This window comes from Marinobacter alkalisoli (assembly GCF_045449855.1).
GTDB lineage: Bacteria > Pseudomonadota > Gammaproteobacteria > Pseudomonadales > Oleiphilaceae > Marinobacter.
This window is the reverse complement of the sequence record NZ_JBJJLC010000031.1, coordinates 123,017-145,498: the sequence shown is the minus strand read 5'-3', so window position 1 is coordinate 145,498 and position 22,482 is coordinate 123,017. Positions and strand designations below refer to the sequence as shown.

Sequence of the window (22,482 nt, the reverse complement as noted above, 5' to 3'; positions counted from 1 at the left end):
CGTAGCGGGAATTGTGATGCATTTATTTGGTTTGTAACAAATTTTAGCTCCCCTCACTCCCCACACCGCGAATCCCCATCCTCCACCACCAAATACCGAGCCGGCAAATCCGGCAGCGAGGTAGTAATCAACTCTTCAAGCCGGCCGGAGTCCCGCAACTCGTTCAACCCTTCGTTAAACTCCTCCAGGTACCGCTCACTGTCAGGCGCCCGCCGGGACAGGATCAGGTAAAGGTAGTCCGACTGCAGCGGGGTGGTGTGGAAGGTGATTTTGTCGCTCAGGTTCAATTTCTTGAGCATACCCATGCCCACGGCCGGTTCCATGGGGAACAGGTCGATTCGTCCAGCGGCCAGTTTGCGGAGGTTGGCCTGGTCTGAGGTGGTTACATCCGCACTGATGGTGCCGGCGGCCACCGCTTCCTCGAATTTTTCACCGTAGTTGTAGTCTTGTGTCAGGCCTATGCGATAGCTTTCCAGGTCTTTTACGTTGTCCCAGTCAAAGTCCATGCTTGTGCGGTGGAACAGGGCATAGTTGTGAGCCACGATGGGGTCGCTGAAGTGGAATTGCTTGAGCATTTCCGGGCGGCAGGTCCAGGCTACCGAGCCGTCCCACACGCCTTTTTGGGCCAGCATGCGGGCCCGGGACCAGGGGAAGAAGCCGTAGGTCACCGGCGTGTCGTGTTTGGCAAAGGCCAGGGTCACGATGTGTGAAATTACCCCGAAGTGGGGAGGGGTACTTTCCATGTATGGGGGCCAGTGTCCGTTAGTGAGTCGCACGCCCGGGTCGGGCTCGTCGGCTTTCAGGTTCGGCGCCAGGGTGCAGAGTAGCACCCCACCCAAAAGCAGGTTGCGGAGTCGATTCACGAACCGGTTGCGGCTGAGCTGTCCTTGCAGATGCATCTTTCCATCCAGGCATGACGGTGCTGGCCGGACAATACCGTCCTGCGTGCGGGGCACCACCGTGAAGAGAGAACGTCAATTCGTTATATCCAAAGAGTAGCATGGGGCCTGCTCTTTACAACCGTGTTGCATGGGCCAGTGTATTACGGCTGTTTCCCTTCAGATCTTTCACTGTTTCCTCCAGTCGTTCAGCGCTTGCCTGTTCTGCCGGTATGGGCTCGCCGGCCAGCAATTCAATCCGCGACCAGAACCGCCTGGGGAAGTGTCTCAGGGCCGGTCCGCCGCAGTGGCTGAAGAAGCTCCCCCACAACCCCCGCAGCGCCATGGGCACAACAGGTACGGGCCTGCGCTCCAGGATAATATCGACTCCGCTGCGGAAGGTGGCTACCTCGCCATCGGAGGTCAGTCGTCCCTCGGGGAAGATGCAAACCACGTTTCCGGCGTCCAGCTCTTCGTCAATGCGCTCGAAAGCGGCGTCATAGATCTCCGGCACCCGGTTGCGGGAGCCAATGGGAATGGTTTTGGCGAGCCTGAAAATGGCACCCAGTATCGGCGTTTTGAAGATCTGGTAGTCCATCACGAACCGGACTGGTCGCCTTACCGCACCAGCGATGACCAGCGCGTCCATGTAGGTGACGTGGTTGCAGACCAGCAGCACCGGGCCCTCCTCGGGAATGCGGTGCAGGCCTTCGTGGCGAACCCGATAGATGGTATGGGAGAGCACCCAGACAATAAACCGGAGCGCGAATTCCGGCACCTGCTGGTACACGAATCCCGCTACCACCAGGTTCATGATGGATAGCACCAGGAAGAATTCGGGAATACTGAGGCCGATAACGCCCAGCATCAGGATGCCCATAATGGCGCTGACCACCATGAACAGGGCGTTGAATACGTTCAGCGCTGCAATCACGCGGGCCCGCCGGGCCTCCGGGGTTTCCCGCTGCACGAAGGCGTAAAGCGGCACGATAAACAGGCCGCCAAAGAAGCCGATGCCCAGCAGGTCAATGGCCACCTGCCTGTGCTGGCTGTCGCTGATCATCATCCACCAGTCGGTCGGCACCGGGTTGGCGGGCATGTTGAAGTAGAGGTCAAGGCCGAAGAGGCTGATGCCGAGGGAGCCGATGGGCACGATGCCGAGTTCGATCCGATGGCCGGAAAGCCGCTCACAGGCCACTGAACCCAGTGCAATGCCAATGGTGAAAATCGCCAGCAGCAGGGTGACGACGGTCTCGTCGCCCATCAGGTCGGTCTGTGCAAAGCTGGGGAACTGGGTCAGGTAAGCGGCGCCCAGGAACCAGAACCAGGAGATCGCCATGATGCAAAGCAACACCGAGTGGTTTTCCGCGGCCAGGCGCATCAGGTTCCAGGTTTCCCGCAGGGGGCGAAGGTGAATGGTCATTCCGGGATTGGTTGCACCGGTAACCGGTACCTGTCGCGCCGCCAGGTAGCCGACTACCGCCAGAACCACCAACCCGATGGCGGCGAGTTTCTCCGGCTGATTGCTGCCCATTAACAGGCCCGCAGCCAGCGTGCCCACCAGAATGGCCACGAAGGTTCCCATTTCCACCAGCGCGTTGCCGCCCACCAGTTCATCGTCCTTTAGCACCTGGGGCAGGATGGCGTACTTCACCGGGCCGAAGAATGTGGATTGCACGCCCATCAGGAACAACAGCAGCAGGAGCGATTCGTACCAACCGTGCCAGAGCCCGGCGGCAGCCAGTGCCATGATGGCGATTTCCGCGAGTTTTACCCAGCGAATCACCCGGGATTTTTCGTATTTGTCCGCCAGTTGACCGGCGATGCCGGAAAACAGGAAAAAGGGCAGGATAAACAGGAAGGCCGCGACATTCACCACCACATCAATGGGCAGGCCCAGCAGGCCACCGGCGGTGTAGGTGATCAGCAACAGCAGGATGTTGCGGAACAGATTGTCGTTAAACGCCCCGGAGAACTGTGTCAGGAAGAACGGCAGAAATCGTCGCTCTGAAAGTAGCCGGAACTGGCTGTGATCGTCCATGATGTGTATCCATCGTCGTTTAGTTGGCGTGGAATATTCTGCCACAAACCGGTTACTGAATCAGGGCGCCGGGTGCTGGCCAGGCGTCTGGCACCACAAATATGCGAGAGGTTTCCTGCCAGTCACCGTCCTGTTCGCAGTGTTCCAGTTCTGCAAACAGGCGCGGCATCCTGTTGGCGGAGACGGTATTCAGCGCCTGTTGTACGTGGGACGCGACAGGCGCTTCCTGTTGCAGCCAGGGCCCAAGCCAATGTGGTTTGTTCAGCGGAACCCAGTGCTCGGTGGCGTCGGATTGCACCTCACTCAGATACATCCAGCGGCCCCGGTGATGGTTTTCCGGCACGGTATCTGGCGCCTGTATGCGGGTAGTGCCGGAGTAGAACAGATAGCCGGGCATAAAGATGCGAGTGGTGAGTGGCCCCTTGATGCCATGATCGTTCAACACCCGTATGGTTTCCGGTCGACTGGTGAGTTGGCTCTGGCGGTGCAGCAAATGGTCGGTTTTCAGATCCAGCCGGTCCCTGGCGTTGGGACCGTACCAGCGGTTCTGCCCGTTGGCGGATGGATAACCCAAGTAGTATTTCACCGCAATTTCATGGTGTTCGGTACGGCGGTCGTGGGGGTTATGTACGACAAAATCCAGCTCACCGATGGTTCGGTTTTCTCGCCGTATTTGTTGGTTCTTCAGCAGCACCGTCCAGCCCAGCAGGTCGGTCAGCAGGCATTCGTACAGTCTTTCGAAGTGATATCCCAGTCTGGGGTTGGGGTGTTCGGACAGTATTTCCGGTCCGTTTGACGGGCTCTGATCCCATTCCCGTAGCCGCTGAAAGGCTTCGGCAGTCGCGTAGTGTGCCGGGCAAAACACACGCTCATCGAATAGTAACTGCGGTGCCGCCATCATCCAGGCCAGATGGCGTACCGCAGGCGTTTTGAAGATCATCGGGGATGGTGCAGAAGCAGTCATCCCCAAAGCATACGCTAATCCTGACGACGGAACAGCTGTGAGGTCAGGCCGGGTTGAGGGCTTTCAGCACCAGATCCAGGCTTATGGCCGGGACGGCGTCGGGGAGGTAGTGGTCGTTCGGATCCTGGCTCAGCCACACCTGCTCCGGCCACTCCGGAATGGCACAGATCACCTGGTAATCGCTGGAGTCCCCCTTGCCGAGAACGTAGAGGGCCGAGGGGAGCCAGGCATTACCCTCGTTGGGTGGCTCGGTGCTGATGGAAATATCCGCCGGGGATATTTCGCTGGCTTTTTTGGTGCCGCTGGCACCGATGGTGAACACTCTGGTCTCGCCCTTATTGCCAGGCAGGGCGGCTTCTGTGGCTGCAACACCCGGAATCATGATCTCTGCGTACATGTTGGACCCGGCGTATTTCATGCGGGCGGTTGAGGCGATAATCATGATGGAGGTAATGGGTTGGTCGGACATAATGTCTGCTCCTTTCCCTGGATTCATAGGTTGTGGTTAATGTACAACAGCGGATAACTTCCCTATATCCGAGTATGAAGGGTAGGCGTAACAGCACTTACGCTCAAGTGAATTTAATCAGGAGAACCACCATGCAATATCTCCATACTATGATTCGCGTCAGCAATCTCGACGAATCGCTGCATTTTTTCTGTGACCTGCTCGGTTTGAAGGAAATGAACCGCAAGAGCAGTGATAAGGGGCGTTTTACCCTGGTCTTCCTGGCTGCGCCTGAAGACGAATCCCGCGCAGGGGAGGACAAGGCTCCGATGATTGAGCTGACTTACAACTGGGATCCCGAGGAATACAGTGGCGGTCGCAATTTCGGTCATCTTGCCTATCGGGTGGACGATATCTATGCCCTGTGTGAGCACCTGCAAGCCAATGGCGTCACCATTAATCGGCCACCCCGGGACGGACACATGGCGTTTGTGCGTTCGCCGGATGGCATTTCCATTGAATTGCTGCAGCAAGGTGAAGCGTTGGAACCCAGGGAACCCTGGGCCAGCATGGAAAATACCGGGACATGGTAGGGGCGGCAGGTCAGCAGAGATGACGAGGCGGCAATGGGAAACCAGGCGGCTTTACGCTAGAATTCGCGAAACGTTCAACCAAGGATGACACATGCTTGCAGTGATTCTTTCCGGTGGCTCAGGAACCCGGCTCTGGCCGCTTTCCCGTGAAGCGTACCCCAAGCAGTTTTTGCCGGTTGTGTCTGATGATTCCCTGCTGGCGGAAACCATTGAGCGGGGGCTGACGCTGGATAACAGCGCCCGGGTGATGGCCATCACCAATGAAGACCACCGTTTTGTGGTGGCTGCCCAGCTCCATGCCCAGGCGGCTGATCGCACCGCAGGCATCATTCTTGAGCCGGTAGGCCGCAACACAGCGCCTGCGATTGCGTTGGCAGCCCTGGCCGCCGCTGAGGACAATCCGGAAGAATTGCTTCTGGTGATGCCCTCCGATCACGTGCTGAAAAATCTCACGGCGTTTCGTGAAGCGGTGCAGAAAGGCGCCGATGCTGCCCGTTCCGGCAAGCTGGTGACTTTTGGTGTCGTTCCTGCCTCACCGCACACCGGCTATGGTTACATCAAAGCTGGCGCACGGAAGAATGGTTATCAGGACGTTGCCACCTTCGTTGAGAAGCCGGACGAGGCAACAGCCGAGCGTTACCTCGCCGAAGGCGATTACTTCTGGAACAGTGGCATGTTCTTGTTCAGGGCGGACCGGTACCTGCAGGAGCTCGGAACCCACAAGCCCGAGATGCTGAAGGCCTGTCGCGAAGCCTGGCAGCAAAAACAGATCGATATGGATTTCACTCGCGTCGGTAAGGCAGCCTTCGAGAGTTGCCCGGATGATTCCATTGATTATGCCGTGATGGAAAAAACCGACGACGCCGTGGTTGTCCCTCTGGATGCCGGCTGGTCGGATGTTGGCTCCTGGTCTGCACTCTGGGAAATCCAGCCGCAGGACAGTCAGGGCAACGTGTGTCGCGGCGATGTGATTACCGAGGATGTCTCCGGCTCCTATATCCATTCCGAAGGCCGGCTGATTGCGGCGCTGGGGGTCAGTGATCATGTCATCGTGGAAACCGATGACGTTGTTCTGGTGGCCGATCGCAATCGCGTTCAGGATGTCAAAAAGCTGGTGGCGCAAGTGAAGGCCCAGGGCCGCCTTGAGCACCGTTTTCACAAGAAAGTGCACCGGCCCTGGGGCACCTATGAAGGGATCGCCATGGGCGAGCGCTTTCAGGTCAAGCGGATTACGGTGAATCCCGGTGCGTCTCTCTCGCTCCAGAAGCACCATCACCGGGCCGAGCACTGGGTCGTGGTCAAGGGCACCGCCACGGTGAATCGTGGGGAAGAAACCCTGTTGCTGACTGAAGACCAGTCCACCTATATTCCCCTGGGTGTCACCCACAGGCTGACCAATCCCGGTGTGATTCCGCTGGAGCTGATCGAAGTCCAGACCGGGAGTTATCTGGGTGAGGATGACATTGTTCGCCTCGAGGACACCTATAACCGCGTTTGATTGAACCGATTTATGAATCTGGCTGTCCGGGATGGGCGGCCTCAAGCAAAGGAGATGCTGAATGGAAGACTGGCAGGGATGCCTGAGCCCCTTGTGTCAAACCGCCCTGCAACGGGCGCGGGACAGTGTTACCCATCGCGGTGGTTTTGCGATCACTGTTGAGGATTTTCTTCTGGCGCTGGTTGAAGGGGAGCCGGCGGTGTCCGGTTTCCTGAGAGCACGGGGCGTCGACCTCGACGAGCTGGTAAGAACCGTCCAGTGTGAACAACCCATCGTCACGGAAGTTGGTGGGGAAGGTCGCCTCTCATCCCAACTCCTGTACTGGCTCTCATCCGCCCGCGAAATATCTGACGCACCCTGGCTTGACTGGCCGGTTCTGCTGTCGACCCTGGCCTCCAACGCAGAGCGGCTCCAGGAGAAAGCGTACGTCTCGGTTCTGGAACTGGTGGGGGAATGGCCGCTGTCGGGCTGGGCTGAAGATGCTGAAGGCAGCGAAAGCCCAGATGATATTCCTGTTGTGGTCAGTGACCTTGGCTGGCTGTCCCTGGCAGAAGAGGTTGCGGTGACCATCGCGGCTTCCCCCGATGCACTGATCTGGCTCCGGGGGGATCGCGGTGCCGGTAAGTCCTCCTGGTTGAAATCACTGTTGCCGTGCCTTGAAAACGGTTATGTGGAGCTGGATCTGCGGCGGGAGTCGGAACTGGTCGCCAGTGACCATCCCGCGGTTCCTGGCAGCAACGTGCCCCAACGGGATTGGCCAGCGCTTATCCTTGATAACGTATCCCCTGCCGATGCCGTCATCCTTGCCGGTCGCTGGGACAGCCTTGCGGCACAGCTGGTGCAGTCCTGGCAGGGCCCACTGTTGTTGCTGGGGCCGTCCGTCCGGGAATCTTCTGACGATGTCGCGAAGCTGGAGCACTGGCTTGGCCGATCCATGGATATTTTCGACATGGCGGAGTCCGGCTATACGCAGAAAAAATCCATTCTGACAGCCCATCAGCCAGCCATTGAGAAGCAGTGGAATGTGCGCCTCTCCGAACCGGTCATGAGCTTTGCGGCCGGGTGCCGGAGCCGGGCTGTGGGATCTCCCGGCGGCATGCTTCGGTGGGTGGAGCGGGCCGCGGCCAGGCTTAACCTGTTTGCCAGCCGTGGTCCGGTGGATGCAGTGGCGCTGGCCGGCCAGATGGACACATTGCGCCGGCAATGCCTGGTGGCGATTGCCCGCCACGAACCACTGGAGGAACTGGAAGCCAGCCTGGCGCAGCTGGAAATTGAACGAACGGCCGTCGAAGTGGCCTGGCATGAGCGGGAGGCTGCTGGCACCTTGCGCACCCTGACGGTGGAGGATTTACAGCAGGAACTTGAGCGTTGGGTTGCAGCCCGTCCCGGCCCGGTTCACTATGTTGTCCATTGTGATCATGATGGGGGAGAAACAACGGGTGCAGGACCTCGAAATATACGTTCGTGACCTGAAGCCTCTGGCGGCTTCGGAGTGGTTAAACCGTCACCTGGACAAGCTTGAACTGGATGACCAACAGGTCGACGCAAAGGCCATCAAGGGCCGGGCTCTTTATGGAGGTGTGACCGTCAACATCAGCCTGTATCCGGGGGCTTCGGGTAAGCGCTATACCTGTCTGGTGCTGGAAGGTGTCTCGTTGCCCTGGAATTCTGATCTGGAGTTCGCCCGCAGTGCCTGGGGTGCCATGGATACGGAAGTTCGCTGCAGTCCCGGTGACTGGAAAGAGGGCGAACCGGTTGAAGATGAAAAATGGTGGCGTCTGGATGCCCGGGGTGAACACCTGGTGGTCTGGAACTGAGGGGTTCCAACAAAAAAAGGGGCAGCCGTCTGGCTGCCCCTTTTCGCTACATCCGGCGTGATCAGTCGCTCAGGATGGAGACGTTATCGGCCTGCAGGCCCTTGTCGGCTTCAACAACGCTGAAACGAACAAGCTGGCCCTGGCGCAGCACGCGACGACCACGGCCACGAATGGCACGGAAGTGAACGAAGACTTCGTCACCACTGTCGCGAACGATGAAGCCAAAACCTTTCTTCACGTTAAACCACTTAACAGTGCCTTCCTCATCGCCTTCCGGGCTGGTGTCGTCAAAGTCGTCGCCATCGTCAAAATTCTGGCCGGACGGACGGGACTGAGCAGGGCGGGAGCGTTTGGCGCCTTGTCTGGCGGCAAAAGCCACGGTCAGGAAGCCGGCAATGCCAAAAAGTACAACGGCAATGATATAGGCTGCGATGCCCTGGGCGCTGCCAAGGATGAACGGGGTGTTGGTTGCCAGTTCGCTGGACCCGGATTTCGACATAATCTGGAACATTTCCGGAGTAAAGCTGACCAACAGAAAGCCGAGGATAAACGGTGACGGAATGGCGATCAGGAGAGCAACAAGGATCGCTTTGGCTGGATTACGCATTGACTGAGATTTCTCCATTACTTTGTTAACGCTAACGATAAAGAGCCGGATATCGGGTAAAATCGTCTATCCGGCCGGTGATAACCGCCAAAGTGACCGAATAAAGACGGGCCTTGGCGGGCAAAAGCGGCATGATACCAGATAACGGGGAGCGCTGACCAAGCAAGTGGTCAGTCAGATACATCGATCACAAGGTTTGCGGAGAGCAGTCACGACCAATGGCATATAACGATCTGGAAGCACGACTGGATGAGCTTGAAACCCGGCTGGCGTTTCAGGATGACCTGATCAACACCCTGAGTGATCAGGTGGCCAGGCAGGAAATGGATATTCGGGAGCTGTGGGAAGCCAAACGGCTTCTGAACAAGCAGTTGAAAGAAGTCTCACCATCGAACATCAAGCTGGAGGACGAGGAAACCCCGCCCCCGCATTACTGATCTCACGCCAGCAGTTCGACCAGGATCTGCTCGTAGATTTCCGACAGGGTATCCAGATCAGCGGCTTTCACGCACTCGTCCACTTTGTGGATGGTGGCGTTGATCGGGCCAAGCTCAACCACTTGCGCGCCGGTGGGCGCGATGAAGCGGCCATCGGAGGTGCCGCCGGATGTGGAGAGCTCCGTTTCCCGCCCGGTGACCGTGCGAATGGCATTCTGGCTGGCGGAGACCAGCGCGCCGCGATCCGTCAGGAACGGGCGACCGCTCAGGTGCCACTGCAGGTCATACTTGAAACCGAACCGGTCCAGAACCGCGACCACGCGCTCTTCCAGGCTTTCCGCCGTGTTTTCCGTGCAATAGCGGAAATTGAAGTGCACCAGGCATTCACCGGGAATAATGTTGCTGCCGGTGCCGGCTTCCACCTTGGTGATCTGGAAGGTGGTGGGCGGGAAAAAGTCATTGCCGTTATCCCAGAATTCGCGGGCCAGGGCATCCAGTGCCGGCGCAACGGAATGAACCGGGTTCTCTGCCAGGTGCGGATAGGCGACATGGCCCTGAACACCGTGAACGGTCAGATAGCCGTGCAGTGAGCCGCGCCGGCCGTTCTTGATGACATCCCCCACTTCATGGGTGCTGGACGGTTCACCAATCAGGCACCAGTCGATCTTCTCGTTCCTGGCTTCCAGGGTTTCCACCACCTTGACGGTGCCGTCCTGGGCCGGGCCTTCTTCGTCACTGGTGATCAGCAGGGCGATAGAGCCGCGATGATCCGGGTGATTGGCGACGAACCGTTCGCAGGCCGTCAAGAACGCCGCCAGGCTGCCTTTCATATCTGCCGCCCCACGTCCGTACAGGTAACCGTCCTGTATCACCGGCTCAAACGGTGGGTGGGCCCAGTTCTTCTCGGGACCGGTAGGGACCACATCGGTATGACCGGCGAATGCCAGTACCGGCCCCTCTGAGCCCTTGCGGGCCCAGAGGTTATCGGTCTCGCCAAACCGGAGTGATTCGCCCTCAAAGCCGAGTGCGGCCAGGCGTGACATCATCAGTTCCTGGCAGCCGGCGTCATCCGGTGTGACGGACCGCCGGCGAATCAGGTCGATGGCCAGATCGAGCGTTGGGGAATTAGTTGTTTGCATGCAGTTCTTCGTTCAGCTCGATCGCGGATTTGTTGGACTTGCACTCCACGGCGCCGGTCTGGCTGTTGCGGCGGAACAGCAGGTCGGGCTTGCTGGCCAGATCACGGGCCTTGATGACTTCCACCAGTTCGTTGTTGTCATCCAGCAGTGCCACCTTGGTACCGGCGGTGATGTACAGGCCGGCTTCCACTTTGCAGCGGTCACCCAGCGGAATGCCGATGCCGGAGTTAGCGCCGATCAGGCAGTTCTCGCCCACGGAAATAATGATGTTGCCACCACCGGACAGGGTACCCATGGTGGAACAGCCGCCACCGAGATCCGAACCCTGGCCGACCATGACGCCAGCAGAGATGCGGCCTTCGATCATGCTGGTGCCTTCGGTGCCGGCGTTGAAGTTGATGAAGCCTTCGTGCATGACGGTGGTGCCTTCGCCCACATAGGCGCCCAGGCGAACCCGTGCGGTGTCGGCGATGCGTACACCCTTGGGAACCACGTAGTCGGTCATCTGTGGGAACTTGTCCACGGATTTCACTTCGAGGATACGATCCTCCAGGCGGGCTTTCAGCTGGCGCTCGGACAGTTCGTTGAGGTCGATCGCGCCTTCGTTGGTCCAGGCCAGGTTGGGCAGCAGGCCAAAGATGCCATCCAGTTTCACGCCGTGGGGTTTGGCCATGCGGTGAGAGATCAGGTGCAGCTTCAGGTACACCTCCGGGGTGCTGGAAGCTGTGTCATCGGTTTCCAGGATGGTGACCACCACCGGACGGGTGCTTTTTGAGGCCTTTTCAGCCAGGCTCGCCTGATCGGTGTTCCCCACCTGACGCAGTGCTTCAGACAGCGCATTCAGATCGTCACCAGTGACCTGAAGTGCCTGATTGCCACCCTTGTAACCGAGCGAGTTGCCCGCCACCTCTATCAGGCTGTTATCGGGTGTCATCACCGGCTGCTGATAAAACACTTCCAGCCATTCGCCCTGGTTGTTCTGGGTGCCGATACCGATACCGAATGCAAAACTCATCAGGTGGTTGCTCCTATTGTCTCAGGTTCATTCTTGGGAAAAACGGGTGGCCCATTCGTTGGCATTGAAGCCTACGCTGACGTTCCCTTCGTGCTCGACCACCGGTCGTTTAATGATGGAAGGGTTCTCTAGCATGACGTCATGGGCGGATTGGGCATCAATGGTATCACGAACCTCGTCGGGAAGTTTGCGCCAGGTGGTTCCCCGGCGGTTCAGCAGGGTCTCCCAGCCGACAGACTGTTCCAGGCGTGAGAGTAGGGTGCCATCCAGCCCGTCTTTCTTGAGGTCGTGAAAATCGTAGGAGACGCCTTGTTCATCCAGCCACTTGCGGGCTTTCTTGACCGTATCGCAGTTCTTGATGCCGTAAATCTTCATGCCTTGTTTGCCTTAACAAATTCAACGATGCGTTTCGCAGCTTCGACGCACTCTTCCAGCGGCGCGACCAGCGCCATGCGCACCCGGTTTTCGCCGGGGTTGCGGCCATCAACCGTGCGGGACAGGTAACGCCCCGGCAGTACATGAACGTTCTGCTGGGCGGAAAGGTCCCTGGCGAAGGTTTCGTCATCCATCGGGGTTTCGGGCCAGAGGTAGAAACCGGCATCCGGAAAATCGACGGACATGACTTCCCGCAGGATGGGCACCACGGCTTCGAACTTCGCACGGTAGGCGGCGCGGTTTTCCCGCACATGATCCTCATCCTGCCACGCGGCGATGCTGGCCAGCTGATTGTGGATGGGCATGGCGCAGCCGTGATAGGTGCGGTACTTCAGGTAGCCTTTCAGGATCTCCGCGTCACCCGCAACAAAGCCCGAGCGCAACCCGGGCAGGTTGCTGCGCTTGGACAGGCTGTGGAAAACCACGCAGCGGGAAAAGTCGTGTCGACCGATCGCTGCGCAGGTTTGCAACAGGCCTTCCGGCGGCCGGGATTCGTCGGGGTAGAGTTCGGAATAGCACTCGTCCGAGGCAACGATGAAGTCGTGGCGGTCCGCCAGTTCGATCACTTTGATCAGTGTTTCGCGGGGCACCACGGCGCCACTGGGATTGCCCGGTGAGCAGAGAAACAGCACCTGGCAGTCCTGCCAGACGTCATCGGGTACCTGGTCGAAATCCGGGATAAAGCCGTTGCTGCTGTCGCAAGGCAGATAGACGGGCGTCGCGCCGGCGAGAAAAGCCGCACCCTCGTAGACCTGGTAGAACGGGTTCGGGCTGACCACAGTGGCCGGTTTGCTGGCATCGACGACAGCCTGAACCAGGGAAAAAATGGCCTCACGGGTGCCATTGACCGGAACAATGTTGTCGCTGGCGGACAGGCTGCCGGGCTGCAGGTCGAAGCGGCGGGTTGCCCATCGGCTGATGGCTTGCCGCAGTTCGTCGGTGCCTTTGGTGGTGGGATAATTGGCCAGCTTGCCTAGATTGTCAGCGATGACCTGTTTTACGAAGGCCGGCGACGGGTGTTTGGGCTCGCCAATACCCAGCGAAATAGGCGCCAGGTGCTCGGGCACGGAAATGCCAGCTTTCAGTTTGGTCAGCTTCTCAAACGGGTAAGGGTGTAGTCGGTCCAGATTGGGATTCATTGAGTGTCGTCCAGCATTGTACGAAGGTCTTCCTGCAGGGCCTGACAGATGGCAGGGTCACTGATTTGCTCGCCCTGCTCGTTGGTAACGAAGAAGGCGTCTTCCACGCGCTCCCCCAGGGTGGCGATTTTGGCGTTGGTCAGTCTGACGCGATGCTCAAGCAGAACCTGGCCTACCCGTGCCAGCAACCCGGGCCGGTCCGGAGTGATGACTTCAATCACCGTGCGCTGATTGATGGTGTCATTGGACAAGGTGACTTCCGTGGGGAAGGAGAAGTGCTTGAGCTGCCGGGGAGTACGGCGATGGATGATGTCGGGGTAATCCTCGGGATCATCCAGCTCCTCTATAAGCCGTTGGCGTACGCGCTTCTTGCGGGCCGGGTCAATGCCCAGGGGCTTGCCCTTTTCATCCAGTACCACGTATGAGCTTATGGAGTATGGGCTCTCACTGGAGCTGATCCGTGCGTCGACGATGTTGAGGTTGAGCTGTTCCAGCACAGCCGTGGTCGCGGCGAAAAGAGCAACGCGGTCCCGCATGTAGATGATGATCTGGGAATAGCCGTCTGTCGGTCCGCCACGGGTATCGCGAATCAGCACCAGTGGGTCGGGATTGTCGCCATGGCGAATGATGGCCGCGGTCTGCCAGGCGATATCCACGGTGGAGTCCTGGAGGAAATAGTCTTCGTCCAGGGTGTCCCAGATGCTGTCGATCTGCTCGTCAGTCATATTCTGGGCATGCAGAATCTCTCGGGCTTCGGACTGTGTGGCCCGCACCCACTCCTGGCGATCCACCGGGGTTTCTGTGCCCCGGCGCAGTGCTCGCTTGGTTTCGATGTAGAGCTGGCGCAAGAGTGAGGCGCGCCAGGTATTCCAGAGCTTGGGGTTGGTGGCGCTGATGTCGCAAACCGTGAGTACGTACAGATAGTCCAGATGCGCCTGGCTGGGAACCGATTGCGCGAAGGCGTGGATAATGTCCGGATCGGAAATGTCCTTGCGCTGTGCGGTCATGGACATCAGCAGGTGATTTTCCACCAGCCAGGACACCAGTTGGGTGTCACGCTCACTGAGGTGATGCCGCGCGCAAAAGTCTTCGGCATCAATCGCGCCCAGCTCCGAATGGTCGCCGCCCCGGCCCTTTGCAATATCGTGATAAAGGCCTGAGATAAACAGGGTTTCCAGTTTCGGCAGGCGATGAATCAGCCGGGAGGCCAGCGGGTACTCTGTTCGCGCCTCCGGGCTGGTCAGCCGAGCCATATTGCGGATGACCCTCATGGTATGGGCATCCACGGTGTAGATATGGAACAGGTCGTGCTGCATCTGCCCGATGATCTGACCAAATTCCGGCAGGTAGCGGCCCAGCACGTTGTATTTCTTCATGGCGGACAGGGTCTGGTCCAGCGCGTGGGGCGTCCTCAGCAATTCCATGAACAGGGAAGTAACCGCAAGGTCCGAGCGGAAGGCATCGTCAATCAAGTGGCGGTGCGCCCGCAGGGAGCGAATGGTGGTGGCCCGTATGCCCTTGATTTCCGGGTGCTGTGCCATCAGCACGAAGATCTCCATGATGGAGTAGGGCGCGTAGGCGAAGACCTGATTGTTCACCGCTTCGATATATCGGTTACGAATCTGGAAGCGTTTGTTCAGGGGCTGTATGTCATCGGCATCGCCGGCGCCAAGAATCGCTTCGTCGTAGTACTGGAGAATGACATCGGCCAGCTCCGCCAGGGCCAGCACGGTGCGGTAGTACGACTGCATCATCAGCTCGACGCCCAGTCGCTTGCCCTCGTCCTGGTAGCCCAGCATTTCCGCCAGGGCTCGCTGATGGTCGAACAGCAGGCGGTTTTCGTTACGGTCGGCGATCAGTTGCAGGCCATACCGCAGGCGCCAGAGGAAAGTCTCACCCTGGAAAAGGATCTGGTGCTCTTCCTCGGTCAGGATGCTGAAGCGGGTCAGGTCGGCGATGTTCTGCAGTCCGAAATGGCGCTTGGTGATCCAGCCAATGGTCTGGATGTCGCGCAGCGCGCCTGGCGAGCCTTTGACGTTGGGCTCCAGGTTGTATTCGGTGTCACCGTACTTGTTGTGGCGTTGCTGCTGCTCTTCCCGTTTGGCAATGAAATACTCACGATCAGAGCTGACATCATCGGCATAGACCTGCTCGCTCAGGGTTTCCCGTAGCTCGTCGGGGCCCGCGATGGTGCGGGTTTCCAGCAGGTTGGTGAGGATGGTGATGTCTTCCCGGGCAGCGGCTTTGCTCTCCTCGATACTGCGGACGCTGTGGCCGATGTCCAGCTTCAGGTCCCAGAGCAGGGTAATAAAGGCCCCGAGGTCCTCCTGCCACTCCTTCCGGATGCCGTTGCGAGTCAGTATCAGCAGGTCGACGTCTGAGTGAGGGTGAAGCTCGCCGCGACCGTAGCCGCCAACCGCAACCAGGGAGATGTCGGTGGAAGTTGAGAATGGATAGCGGTTCCAGATCAGCCGCAGGGTGGTATCCACCGTGTCGGCCCGGGAATGGACCAGGGCCCTGACATCCGCCCCCTGGCGGAACGCCTCCGCATCGGCGTTGTACCGCCCCCGCAATAATTCGCGGGCGGCGACGACGGGCGAGTCATCGTTGCTGATGCGGGTTTCGAGTTCGCTTCGGTCCACCTAGAAAGACTCTTCCGTACGTTTTGTCAGAACGTCGCAACCGTCGGCCGTGACCAGGAGGGTGTGTTCCCACTGGGCCGACAGTTTGTGGTCCTTGGTGACCACGGTCCAGCCATCCGGCAACAGTTTCGTGTGATACTTGCCCTGGTTGATCATCGGTTCAATGGTAAAGGTCATGCCTTCCTGCAGTTCCATGCCGGTACCGGGCTTGCCGTAATGCATGACCTGGGGGTCTTCATGGAAGACCTTGCCAATGCCGTGTCCGCAGTAATCCCGGACCACCGAGTAGCGGTGCTTCTCCGCGTGCTGCTGAATCACATGGCCGATATCGCCCAGTCGAGTGCCCGGCTTGACCAGTTCAATGCCTTTATAGAGGCATTCCTGGGTAATGTTTATCAGCCGTTCGGTGCCCGGCTTGGGCTTGCCGACAATAAACATCTTGCTGGTGTCACCGTGGTACTCGTCCTTTATAACGGTCACATCAATGTTCATGATGTCTCCGTCCTTCAGCACCTTTTTCTCTGAGGGGATGCCATGACAGATAACGTGATTGACGGAGGTGCAAACAGATTTTGGGAAACCCTTGTAGTTCAGAGGGGCCGGAATCGCTTTTTGCACATTGACAATATAGTCGTGACAGATGCGGTCCAGTTCTTCGGTGGAAACGCCGGGCTTGATGTGCTCCCCGATCATTTCAAGAACTTCAGCGGCCAGACGGCCTGCGACGCGCATCTTCTCGATTTCTTCCGGAGTTTTGATTGATACCTGCATTGGGCTTCCTGTTGATCAATACCAAACCGTTATTCTAGGGATGCTGGACCGAGGGGACAAGCTCGGGGACATCCTGCGCCCGAACCGAGAAAAGCTGGTCGAAGGGCGTCAGGCCAAAGGCGCAGGAGAGTTTGTAGCCGGTCAGCTCCATTTCAGGCATGAGCAGATGGTCCCTCCGGGCCAGGTGTTTGATTTTGTCATTCAGTTCAGAAATGTCCCGGTGTATCTCTTCCGCACTGGCCCGGCTCATATGACGGGTCACTGATTCAAACTGGTAGCCGGTACGGTGGCGGTGGTTAAACACCCAGTTCAGGAAGTCCGCATTAATCTTGCGAATCTCCTGGTCGAGATTCTTGTCCGCCAGGAAGTCAACGGGCGGTTCGATCAGCAGCTTCAAGTCGCGGTTGTCGGTCAGTTGGATCAATTGCAGCTGCTCAAGGGATCTAAGGTATTGATACAGGGTTTGATCGGTGAGCTGGTAGATCGCCTGGATCCGGGTTGGCTCATACCGGTTCAGGAGCAACAGGAATACCGAAAGCAGCGAGCGATTGGCAGATAAGGCGCGGGACTGCTCGCCGCTGAGCCGGTTGGGAGGCGCAGGGTTTTGCCCTGTCGCCTCAACCAGTTCATGCAGTTGCAGGCCAGCGGCGCGACAGATGGCGTTGAGTCGGCTGAGCTTGCAATCCTGCTCTGCAAACAGGCGCTTGATGGTGATTTCCGACACGTCTAACCGTTCGGCGATGTCGGCATAGGTTAACCCGCGGGCCTTGAGCGCGGTCTTCAGGCGGGTGAACAGTTCTTTTGACATGACCTGATACCGGTATGGAATGGTGGGTATCAAATAAAGATACCTGATGTATTTTTGGTATCAAGGTCGGATTGTTGGCGCTAGGGTTTCAGAGGCACTTGAAAGCAATGGAGGCTTATATGATGAAGAAAACCCTACCCGTTTTAACCCTGGCACTGGCGATACCCGGCCTGGCGCAGGGGGATCCCGAAGTGATGTGGGTGCAATCCGGATTCGACCAGCCGGAATCGGTGGTGTCAGACGCCGATGGCGCGCATCTCTACGTATCCAGTATCCATGGCCAGCCTGGTGAAAAGAACGCCCAGGGCTATATCTCCAAACTGTCGAACGATGGCCAGGTTATTGATAAGCACTGGGTCAACGGACTGAATGCCCCCAAAGGCATGGGGATTCAGGGAGGACAGCTGTTTGTCACCGATATTGATCGTTTCCTGGTTATCGACTTGGTCAGCGGCGAGGTTCTGGAACAGTTTTTCCCGCCGCAGGCCCAGTTCCTTAACGATGTGTCCGTCAGCGATGATGGTGACGTCTACGTGTCCGACATGATGGGGAATGCCATCTATCGCTATGATGGTGAGGCCTTGACCCTTTGGCTTGAGGATGAGCGCCTGATGCATCCCAACGGCGTGTTGGCCGATGAAGATTCCTTGTTGGTCGCAGGCTGGGGAGCGCCGATTGCTGCCGACTTCAGTACCGAGGAGGCCGGAAGCCTGTTGCGTATTGGCTTTCAGGACAAGGCGCTGACCCGGGTGGCCGGTGGCGAAAGGCTGGGTAACCTGGATGGTGTGGCCAGAATAGGGGATCAGCTGCTGGCCAACGACTGGATGAACGGTCGCCTGTTCCGGATCACAGCTGACGGCCAGGGCACTGTCGCCGCCGAGCTGGCCCCGGGCGTGGCGGACATTGGCGCCGCGGGCGATGTGCTCTATCTGCCGTACATGTTCGATGGCGAGGTGCGGGCTGTTCGGATGCTGAAATAGATGGCATCAGGGTGCGTTTTTATGGTATAAACGCGCCCGCTGGAAACAAATCCGGCAAATTCACACACGTGTCGACACGTTGTCCCAGGGTGCCGTCTCCTGTTTTAAGGGGAATGGTTGGGTCAATCGGACGCGTGGAGGACTAACCCGAAGCTAAAAAGGTAAATATCATGGCTCAGGTAAATATGCGTGACCTGCTCAAGGCAGGTGCTCACTTCGGTCACCAGACCCGTTACTGGAACCCGAAAATGTCGAAGTTCATCTTCGGCGCCCGCAACAAGATTCATATCATCAACCTGGAACAGACTGTTCCTGCCATGAACGACGCGCTCAAGTTCGTTCAGCAACTGGCAGAGAACAAGAACAAGGTTCTGTTCGTAGGCACCAAGCGTGCCGCAGCGAAAATCGTGAAGGAAGAAGCCGAGCGCGCCGGTCAGCCTTTCGTAAACCACCGCTGGTTGGGTGGCATGCTGACCAACTACAAGACCATCCGTCAGTCGATCCGTCGCTACCGTGACCTGGAAGCCCAGAGTCAGGACGGTACTTTCGACAAGCTGACCAAGAAAGAAGCCCTTGAGCGTACCCGTGAGATGGACAAGCTCGAGCGTTCCATCGGTGGTATCAAGGACATGGGCGGCCTGCCGGACGCACTGTTCGTGATCGACGTGGACCACGAGCGCATCGCCATCAAGGAAGCCAACAAGCTGGGCATTCCTGTTATCGGTGTTGTTGATACCAACAGCGATCCTGACGGTGTTGATTACGTAATCCCGGGCAACGATGACGCCATTCGCGCTATCCAGATTTACGTGAAGGCTGTTGCCGATACCTGCATCGATGCGACCCAGTCTGCCGGTGCCGGCGCTGACGAGTTTGTTGAAGTCAGCGAAGATGCTGAAGGTGCTGCTCCAGCCGCTGAGTAATGTTTTCCCTTCAGATTTGAGATGTCGGGTGTGCCCGTGATTAACCCCGGGCACACCTTCCCACCGAATTCGGAACAAGAGGATTGAACATGGCTGCAATTACCGCTGCAATGGTTAAAGAGCTGCGTGAGCGTACCGGCCTTGGCATGATGGAGTGCAAGAAAGCACTGGTAGAAGCTGATGGCAGTGTTGATACTGCGATTGAAGAGCTGCGCAAGTCTTCTGGCCTGAAAGCCGCCAAAAAGGCGGGTCGTACTGCCGCTGAAGGCGTATCTCTGATCAAGATTTCTGACGACAACACCGTTGCTTTCATCCTGGAAGTCAACTCCGAGACCGACTTCGTTGCCCGTGATGACAACTTCATCAGCTTCGCCAGCGATGTTCTGGACGTTGCCTTCGAAAAGGGTGAGACCGACGTAGCCAAACTGATGGACGGCGATCTGGAAGCCAAGCGTGAAGCGCTGGTTCAGAAGATCGGTGAGAACATCACTGTACGTCGCCTCGTTAAGGTTGAAGGTCCGGTTGTCGGTGGCTATGTCCACAGCAACAACAAGATCGCTTCCGTTGTGGCCCTGACCGCTGGCGACTCTGAAGTTGCCCGTGACATCGCCATGCACGCTGCCGCTGTTAACCCGCGGGTTGGCAAGCCGGAAGACATGCCTGCCGAAGAGCTCGAGAAAGAAAAAGACGTCATCAAGGCCCAGCCGGATATGGAAGGCAAGCCTGCCGAAATCGTCGAGAAGATGATGGGCGGCCGCATCAAGAAGTTCCTCAAGGAAAACAGCCTTGTTGAGCAGCCTTTCGTCAAGAACCCTGACCAGACCGTGGGTGAGCTGATCAAGTCCGCTGGCGGTGAGCTGGTCGGTTTTGTTCGCCTGGAAGTTGGTGAAGGTATTGAGAAGGAAGAAGTGGACTTTGCTGCCGAGGTTGCTGCTGCAGCCGGCACAGGCAAGGCCTGATCCTTCTGTTTGGCGCTGCGACCCCCTGTGGTTGCAGCGCCACCTGAGTCTGCCACGTTGGCTGGGGTGACCTGGCTCTCGTGGCGGGCTTGTATCTGAGATACCCCTTTTTATTGAGGAGTATGTCAGATACAAGCCTGCGAAGCTTGTCGCGCCAGATAGCAGCCAACAGACGAAAAGGGGATCACCATGCCGACATCATCGAAAACCCAGCCCAGATACAAGCGTGTTCTGCTCAAGCTCAGTGGCGAGGCCCTGATGGGCGAGCACGATTTCGGTATTGATCCCAAAGTTCTTGACCGCATGGCACTGGAAATCGGCGCCCTGATCGGTATTGGTGTTCAGGTAGGCCTGGTTATCGGTGGCGGTAACCTGTTCCGTGGCGCTGCCCTGAATGCCGCGGGCATGGATCGGGTAACCGGCGACCACATGGGGATGCTGGCAACCGTGATGAACGGGTTGGCTATGCGCGACGCGCTTGAGCGCTCGAATATCCGTACCCGTGTCATGTCGGCCATTCCCATGAGCGGCATCGTTGAGCACTATGATCGCCGTCGCGCAGTGCGTGACCTGAAAGACGGTGATGTGGTGATTTTCTGCGCCGGCACGGGTAACCCCTTCTTTACCACTGATTCCGCTGCCTGTCTGCGTGGTATCGAGATCGAGGCGGATGCGGTCCTGAAGGCGACCAAGGTGGATGGTGTCTATTCGGCGGACCCCTATCTCGACTCGTCTGCAGAAAAATACGACCATCTGACCTATGACGAAGTGCTGGACAAGAAGCTGGGCGTGATGGATCTGACTGCGATCTGCCTGGCCCGGGATCACGGTATGCCGCTGCGGGTGTTCGATATGAATCGCCCGGGTGCGCTGACACGCATCGTGACCGGCGAAAAAGAAGGTACACTGATCGAATAACGTGGTTGATCCGGCCCGCATCAGGCTGGCCGGAAAACGGACTGACATGAATAACGAATTGAGGATGCTCTAGTGATCAACGACATCAAATCCGAAGCTGAGACGAAAATGAAAAAGAGCGTTGATGCTCTCCACTCAGCCTTCAACAAAATCCGCACAGGCCGTGCCCATCCTGCCATTCTCGACAGCGTCATGGTGAACTACTATGGCCAGGAAACGCCGTTGAAGCAGATTGCGAGCGTGAACGTCGAAGACAACCGTACACTGACGGTATCGCCCTGGGAAAAGAACCTCGTGCCGACGATTGAAAAAGCCATCATGACGTCGGATCTGGGGCTGAACCCTGCCACCAGCGGCGATATCATTCGTGTTCCGATGCCGATGCTGACCGAAGAAACCCGTAAGGAAATGGTCAAGCAGGCAAAAGCCGATGCCGAGCACGGTCGGGTCTCTATCCGTAACGCTCGTCGTGACGCCAACTCCATGTTGAAAGAACTGCTCAAAGAGAAGGAAATCAACGAAGACGAGGAGCGTAAGGGCGAGGAAGAGATTCAGAAGCTGACGGATCGCTACATCGCCGACATTGAAAAGATGCTCAAGGGAAAAGAAGAAGACTTGATGGCTGTCTGATTCAGTCGGGTCTTATTCGGACACAACGATTAGCCGGCGTCCACCCGTTGGCTGAGCAGGGGACTTCATGACGGAAACTGTATCCGCAGAGATTCCGGTGTCGGCTGACAGTCGGCCCCGGCATGTGGCCATTATCATGGATGGTAATAACCGCTGGGCGAAAGCGCGCCAGCTGACAGGGGTGGCCGGCCACAAGGCGGGCGTGAATGCGGTGAAAGCTGTCGTGGAGACCTGCGCCCGCGAGGGGGTGGAGGTGCTGACCCTGTTTGCCTTCTCAAGCGAAAACTGGCGACGTCCCAAAGACGAAGTCTCTGCCTTGATGCGCCTGTTCCTGTTTGCATTGGAGCGGGAGGTCAAGAAGCTTCATCGTAACAACATCCGGCTCCGGATCATCGGTGACCGGACCGCCTTCAGTCCTGCGCTGCAGGAACATATGGAAAAGGCGGAAGCGTTGACCCGCAATAACACCCTGATGACCCTGGTCATTGCCGCCAACTATGGCGGTCACTGGGATATCACGCAGGCAACCAGGCAGGTTGCGGAAAAGGTCCGGGCAGGGGGGCTGGAACCGTCGGATGTGACCGATGGCCTGATTCAGCAACATCTCTCCATTGGCGACCTGCCCATGCCGGACCTGATGATCCGCACGGCGGGCGAGCAGCGCATCAGCAATTTCATGCTCTGGCACCTGGCGTACACCGAGCTGTACTTTTCACCGGTTTACTGGCCCGACTTCCTTGAGGACGAAATGAGGGAGGCGCTGAAGGCCTATGCCGGCCGGCAGCGGCGGTTTGGCCAGACCGATGACCAGATTGCCAGTCGCCAGCCGGAAAAATAACG

The 22,482-nt window shown here is 57.9% G+C and carries 23 protein-coding genes; 11 read left to right on the top strand and 12 right to left on the bottom strand.

Annotated elements, in window-relative coordinates:
• Positions 1 to 53: 53 nt before the first annotated feature.
• From ACJO5Y_RS13520 to ACJO5Y_RS13505, 4 genes are all read right to left on the bottom strand, one after another.
• A complete protein-coding gene (locus ACJO5Y_RS13520; protein ID WP_406987884.1) occupies positions 54 to 899 on the bottom strand; it encodes a substrate-binding periplasmic protein in 846 nt (281 codons plus the stop codon).
• 115 nt (positions 900 to 1,014) lie between these two features.
• The gene (locus ACJO5Y_RS13515) at positions 1,015 to 2,919 is read right to left on the bottom strand and encodes an MFS transporter (protein WP_406987883.1); all 1,905 of its coding nucleotides are present in this window, start codon (positions 2,917 to 2,919) and stop codon (positions 1,015 to 1,017) included.
• A 52-nt stretch (positions 2,920 to 2,971) separates the two neighbouring features.
• Positions 2,972 to 3,883 (bottom strand): DUF1853 family protein, encoded by a 912-nt coding sequence (locus tag ACJO5Y_RS13510; protein ID WP_406987881.1) that lies wholly within the window; start codon positions 3,881 to 3,883, stop codon positions 2,972 to 2,974.
• 43 nt (positions 3,884 to 3,926) lie between these two features.
• Positions 3,927 to 4,352, bottom strand: a complete 426-nt coding sequence (locus tag ACJO5Y_RS13505; protein WP_406987880.1) for a hypothetical protein — start codon at positions 4,350 to 4,352, stop codon at positions 3,927 to 3,929.
• Between the two features lie 131 nt (positions 4,353 to 4,483).
• On the opposite strand from ACJO5Y_RS13505, the gene ACJO5Y_RS13500 reads away from it, so the two are divergent.
• The 4 genes from ACJO5Y_RS13500 (at position 4,484) to ACJO5Y_RS13485 (ending at position 8,239) form a co-directional block, all read left to right on the top strand.
• Positions 4,484 to 4,924: a VOC family protein gene (locus tag ACJO5Y_RS13500; protein WP_406987879.1), complete on the top strand. Its 441-nt coding sequence runs from the start codon at positions 4,484 to 4,486 to the stop codon at positions 4,922 to 4,924.
• Positions 4,925 to 5,015: 91 nt separating this feature from the next.
• The gene (locus ACJO5Y_RS13495; protein ID WP_406987878.1) at positions 5,016 to 6,422 is read left to right on the top strand and encodes a mannose-1-phosphate guanylyltransferase/mannose-6-phosphate isomerase; all 1,407 of its coding nucleotides are present in this window, start codon (positions 5,016 to 5,018) and stop codon (positions 6,420 to 6,422) included.
• A gap of 61 nt (positions 6,423 to 6,483) precedes the next feature.
• Positions 6,484 to 7,890, top strand: coding sequence for a hypothetical protein (locus tag ACJO5Y_RS13490; protein ID WP_406987877.1), 1,407 nt, complete (start codon positions 6,484 to 6,486; stop codon positions 7,888 to 7,890).
• Positions 7,862 to 8,239: a hypothetical protein gene (locus tag ACJO5Y_RS13485; RefSeq protein WP_406987876.1), complete on the top strand. Its 378-nt coding sequence runs from the start codon at positions 7,862 to 7,864 to the stop codon at positions 8,237 to 8,239. The genes ACJO5Y_RS13490 and ACJO5Y_RS13485 overlap by 29 nt, the downstream gene beginning before the upstream one ends.
• Before the next feature lie 61 nt (positions 8,240 to 8,300).
• Here the strand turns inward: ACJO5Y_RS13485 and ACJO5Y_RS13480 are convergent, their stop codons facing one another.
• Positions 8,301 to 8,846 (bottom strand): cold-shock protein, encoded by a 546-nt coding sequence (locus tag ACJO5Y_RS13480; protein WP_406987875.1) that lies wholly within the window; start codon positions 8,844 to 8,846, stop codon positions 8,301 to 8,303.
• Between the two features lie 218 nt (positions 8,847 to 9,064).
• Here ACJO5Y_RS13480 and ACJO5Y_RS13475 point away from each other — a divergent pair, with 218 nt between their 5' ends.
• A complete protein-coding gene (locus tag ACJO5Y_RS13475) occupies positions 9,065 to 9,283 on the top strand; it encodes a SlyX family protein (RefSeq protein WP_406987874.1) in 219 nt (72 codons plus the stop codon).
• Between the two features lie 2 nt (positions 9,284 to 9,285).
• Here the strand turns inward: ACJO5Y_RS13475 and dapE are convergent, their stop codons facing one another.
• Genes dapE through ACJO5Y_RS13440 form a run of 7 tightly spaced genes read right to left on the bottom strand, consistent with a single transcriptional unit; the run spans position 9,286 to position 17,232 of the window.
• Positions 9,286 to 10,422: a succinyl-diaminopimelate desuccinylase gene (dapE, locus tag ACJO5Y_RS13470; RefSeq protein WP_406987873.1), complete on the bottom strand. Its 1,137-nt coding sequence runs from the start codon at positions 10,420 to 10,422 to the stop codon at positions 9,286 to 9,288.
• On the bottom strand, positions 10,409 to 11,437 hold the full coding sequence (dapD, locus tag ACJO5Y_RS13465) for a 2,3,4,5-tetrahydropyridine-2,6-dicarboxylate N-succinyltransferase (protein WP_406987872.1): 1,029 nt from the start codon (positions 11,435 to 11,437) through the stop codon (positions 10,409 to 10,411). Before dapD ends, dapE begins: the two co-directional genes overlap by 14 nt.
• A gap of 27 nt (positions 11,438 to 11,464) precedes the next feature.
• The gene (locus ACJO5Y_RS13460; protein ID WP_406987871.1) at positions 11,465 to 11,812 is read right to left on the bottom strand and encodes an ArsC family reductase; all 348 of its coding nucleotides are present in this window, start codon (positions 11,810 to 11,812) and stop codon (positions 11,465 to 11,467) included.
• Complete coding sequence (gene dapC, locus ACJO5Y_RS13455) at positions 11,809 to 13,011, bottom strand: succinyldiaminopimelate transaminase (protein ID WP_406987869.1); 1,203 nt, start codon at positions 13,009 to 13,011, stop codon at positions 11,809 to 11,811. Before dapC ends, ACJO5Y_RS13460 begins: the two co-directional genes overlap by 4 nt.
• The gene (locus tag ACJO5Y_RS13450) at positions 13,008 to 15,653 is read right to left on the bottom strand and encodes a [protein-PII] uridylyltransferase (RefSeq protein ID WP_406987867.1); all 2,646 of its coding nucleotides are present in this window, start codon (positions 15,651 to 15,653) and stop codon (positions 13,008 to 13,010) included. Before ACJO5Y_RS13450 ends, dapC begins: the two co-directional genes overlap by 4 nt.
• Positions 15,654 to 16,424: a type I methionyl aminopeptidase gene (gene map / locus ACJO5Y_RS13445; protein WP_406987866.1), complete on the bottom strand. Its 771-nt coding sequence runs from the start codon at positions 16,422 to 16,424 to the stop codon at positions 15,654 to 15,656.
• 34 nt (positions 16,425 to 16,458) lie between these two features.
• Positions 16,459 to 17,232: a helix-turn-helix transcriptional regulator gene (locus tag ACJO5Y_RS13440; RefSeq protein WP_406987865.1), complete on the bottom strand. Its 774-nt coding sequence runs from the start codon at positions 17,230 to 17,232 to the stop codon at positions 16,459 to 16,461.
• A gap of 119 nt (positions 17,233 to 17,351) precedes the next feature.
• Between ACJO5Y_RS13440 and ACJO5Y_RS13435 the strand changes: the two genes are divergently transcribed.
• The 6 genes from ACJO5Y_RS13435 (at position 17,352) to uppS (ending at position 22,480) form a co-directional block, all read left to right on the top strand.
• Complete coding sequence (locus ACJO5Y_RS13435; RefSeq protein ID WP_406987863.1) at positions 17,352 to 18,212, top strand: SMP-30/gluconolactonase/LRE family protein; 861 nt, start codon at positions 17,352 to 17,354, stop codon at positions 18,210 to 18,212.
• Between the two features lie 170 nt (positions 18,213 to 18,382).
• Positions 18,383 to 19,135: a 30S ribosomal protein S2 gene (rpsB, locus tag ACJO5Y_RS13430; RefSeq protein ID WP_406987861.1), complete on the top strand. Its 753-nt coding sequence runs from the start codon at positions 18,383 to 18,385 to the stop codon at positions 19,133 to 19,135.
• Positions 19,136 to 19,224: 89 nt separating this feature from the next.
• On the top strand, positions 19,225 to 20,094 hold the full coding sequence (gene tsf, locus ACJO5Y_RS13425; protein WP_406987860.1) for a translation elongation factor Ts: 870 nt from the start codon (positions 19,225 to 19,227) through the stop codon (positions 20,092 to 20,094).
• A 189-nt stretch (positions 20,095 to 20,283) separates the two neighbouring features.
• On the top strand, positions 20,284 to 21,012 hold the full coding sequence (gene pyrH / locus ACJO5Y_RS13420) for a UMP kinase (protein ID WP_406987859.1): 729 nt from the start codon (positions 20,284 to 20,286) through the stop codon (positions 21,010 to 21,012).
• A 72-nt stretch (positions 21,013 to 21,084) separates the two neighbouring features.
• The gene (frr, locus tag ACJO5Y_RS13415) at positions 21,085 to 21,642 is read left to right on the top strand and encodes a ribosome recycling factor (protein ID WP_406987858.1); all 558 of its coding nucleotides are present in this window, start codon (positions 21,085 to 21,087) and stop codon (positions 21,640 to 21,642) included.
• 67 nt (positions 21,643 to 21,709) lie between these two features.
• Positions 21,710 to 22,480 carry a polyprenyl diphosphate synthase gene (gene uppS / locus ACJO5Y_RS13410; protein WP_406987857.1) on the top strand — a complete coding sequence of 257 codons (771 nt, stop codon included), beginning with the start codon at positions 21,710 to 21,712 and terminating at the stop codon, positions 22,478 to 22,480.
• Positions 22,481 to 22,482: the final 2 nt, after the last annotated feature.

Excerpts from the sequence above, each read along its gene's own strand:
- ACJO5Y_RS13520 (WP_406987884.1), bottom strand. The coding sequence starts at position 899 with ATGCATCTGCAAGGACAGCTCAGCCGCAACCGGTTCGTGAATCGACTC.
- ACJO5Y_RS13515 (WP_406987883.1), bottom strand. The coding sequence starts at position 2,919 with ATGGACGATCACAGCCAGTTCCGGCTACTTTCAGAGCGACGATTTCTG.
- ACJO5Y_RS13510 (WP_406987881.1), bottom strand. The coding sequence starts at position 3,883 with ATGACTGCTTCTGCACCATCCCCGATGATCTTCAAAACGCCTGCGGTA.
- ACJO5Y_RS13505 (WP_406987880.1), bottom strand. The coding sequence starts at position 4,352 with ATGTCCGACCAACCCATTACCTCCATCATGATTATCGCCTCAACCGCC.
- ACJO5Y_RS13500 (WP_406987879.1), top strand. The coding sequence starts at position 4,484 with ATGCAATATCTCCATACTATGATTCGCGTCAGCAATCTCGACGAATCG.
- ACJO5Y_RS13495 (WP_406987878.1), top strand. The coding sequence starts at position 5,016 with ATGCTTGCAGTGATTCTTTCCGGTGGCTCAGGAACCCGGCTCTGGCCG.
- ACJO5Y_RS13490 (WP_406987877.1), top strand. The coding sequence starts at position 6,484 with ATGGAAGACTGGCAGGGATGCCTGAGCCCCTTGTGTCAAACCGCCCTG.
- ACJO5Y_RS13480 (WP_406987875.1), bottom strand. The coding sequence starts at position 8,846 with ATGCGTAATCCAGCCAAAGCGATCCTTGTTGCTCTCCTGATCGCCATT.
- ACJO5Y_RS13475 (WP_406987874.1), top strand. The coding sequence starts at position 9,065 with ATGGCATATAACGATCTGGAAGCACGACTGGATGAGCTTGAAACCCGG.
- dapE (WP_406987873.1), bottom strand. The coding sequence starts at position 10,422 with ATGCAAACAACTAATTCCCCAACGCTCGATCTGGCCATCGACCTGATT.
- dapD (WP_406987872.1), bottom strand. The coding sequence starts at position 11,437 with ATGAGTTTTGCATTCGGTATCGGTATCGGCACCCAGAACAACCAGGGC.
- ACJO5Y_RS13460 (WP_406987871.1), bottom strand. The coding sequence starts at position 11,812 with ATGAAGATTTACGGCATCAAGAACTGCGATACGGTCAAGAAAGCCCGC.
- dapC (WP_406987869.1), bottom strand. The coding sequence starts at position 13,011 with ATGAATCCCAATCTGGACCGACTACACCCTTACCCGTTTGAGAAGCTG.
- map (WP_406987866.1), bottom strand. The coding sequence starts at position 16,424 with ATGCAGGTATCAATCAAAACTCCGGAAGAAATCGAGAAGATGCGCGTC.
- ACJO5Y_RS13440 (WP_406987865.1), bottom strand. The coding sequence starts at position 17,232 with ATGTCAAAAGAACTGTTCACCCGCCTGAAGACCGCGCTCAAGGCCCGC.
- ACJO5Y_RS13435 (WP_406987863.1), top strand. The coding sequence starts at position 17,352 with ATGATGAAGAAAACCCTACCCGTTTTAACCCTGGCACTGGCGATACCC.
- rpsB (WP_406987861.1), top strand. The coding sequence starts at position 18,383 with ATGGCTCAGGTAAATATGCGTGACCTGCTCAAGGCAGGTGCTCACTTC.
- tsf (WP_406987860.1), top strand. The coding sequence starts at position 19,225 with ATGGCTGCAATTACCGCTGCAATGGTTAAAGAGCTGCGTGAGCGTACC.
- pyrH (WP_406987859.1), top strand. The coding sequence starts at position 20,284 with ATGCCGACATCATCGAAAACCCAGCCCAGATACAAGCGTGTTCTGCTC.
- uppS (WP_406987857.1), top strand. The coding sequence starts at position 21,710 with ATGACGGAAACTGTATCCGCAGAGATTCCGGTGTCGGCTGACAGTCGG.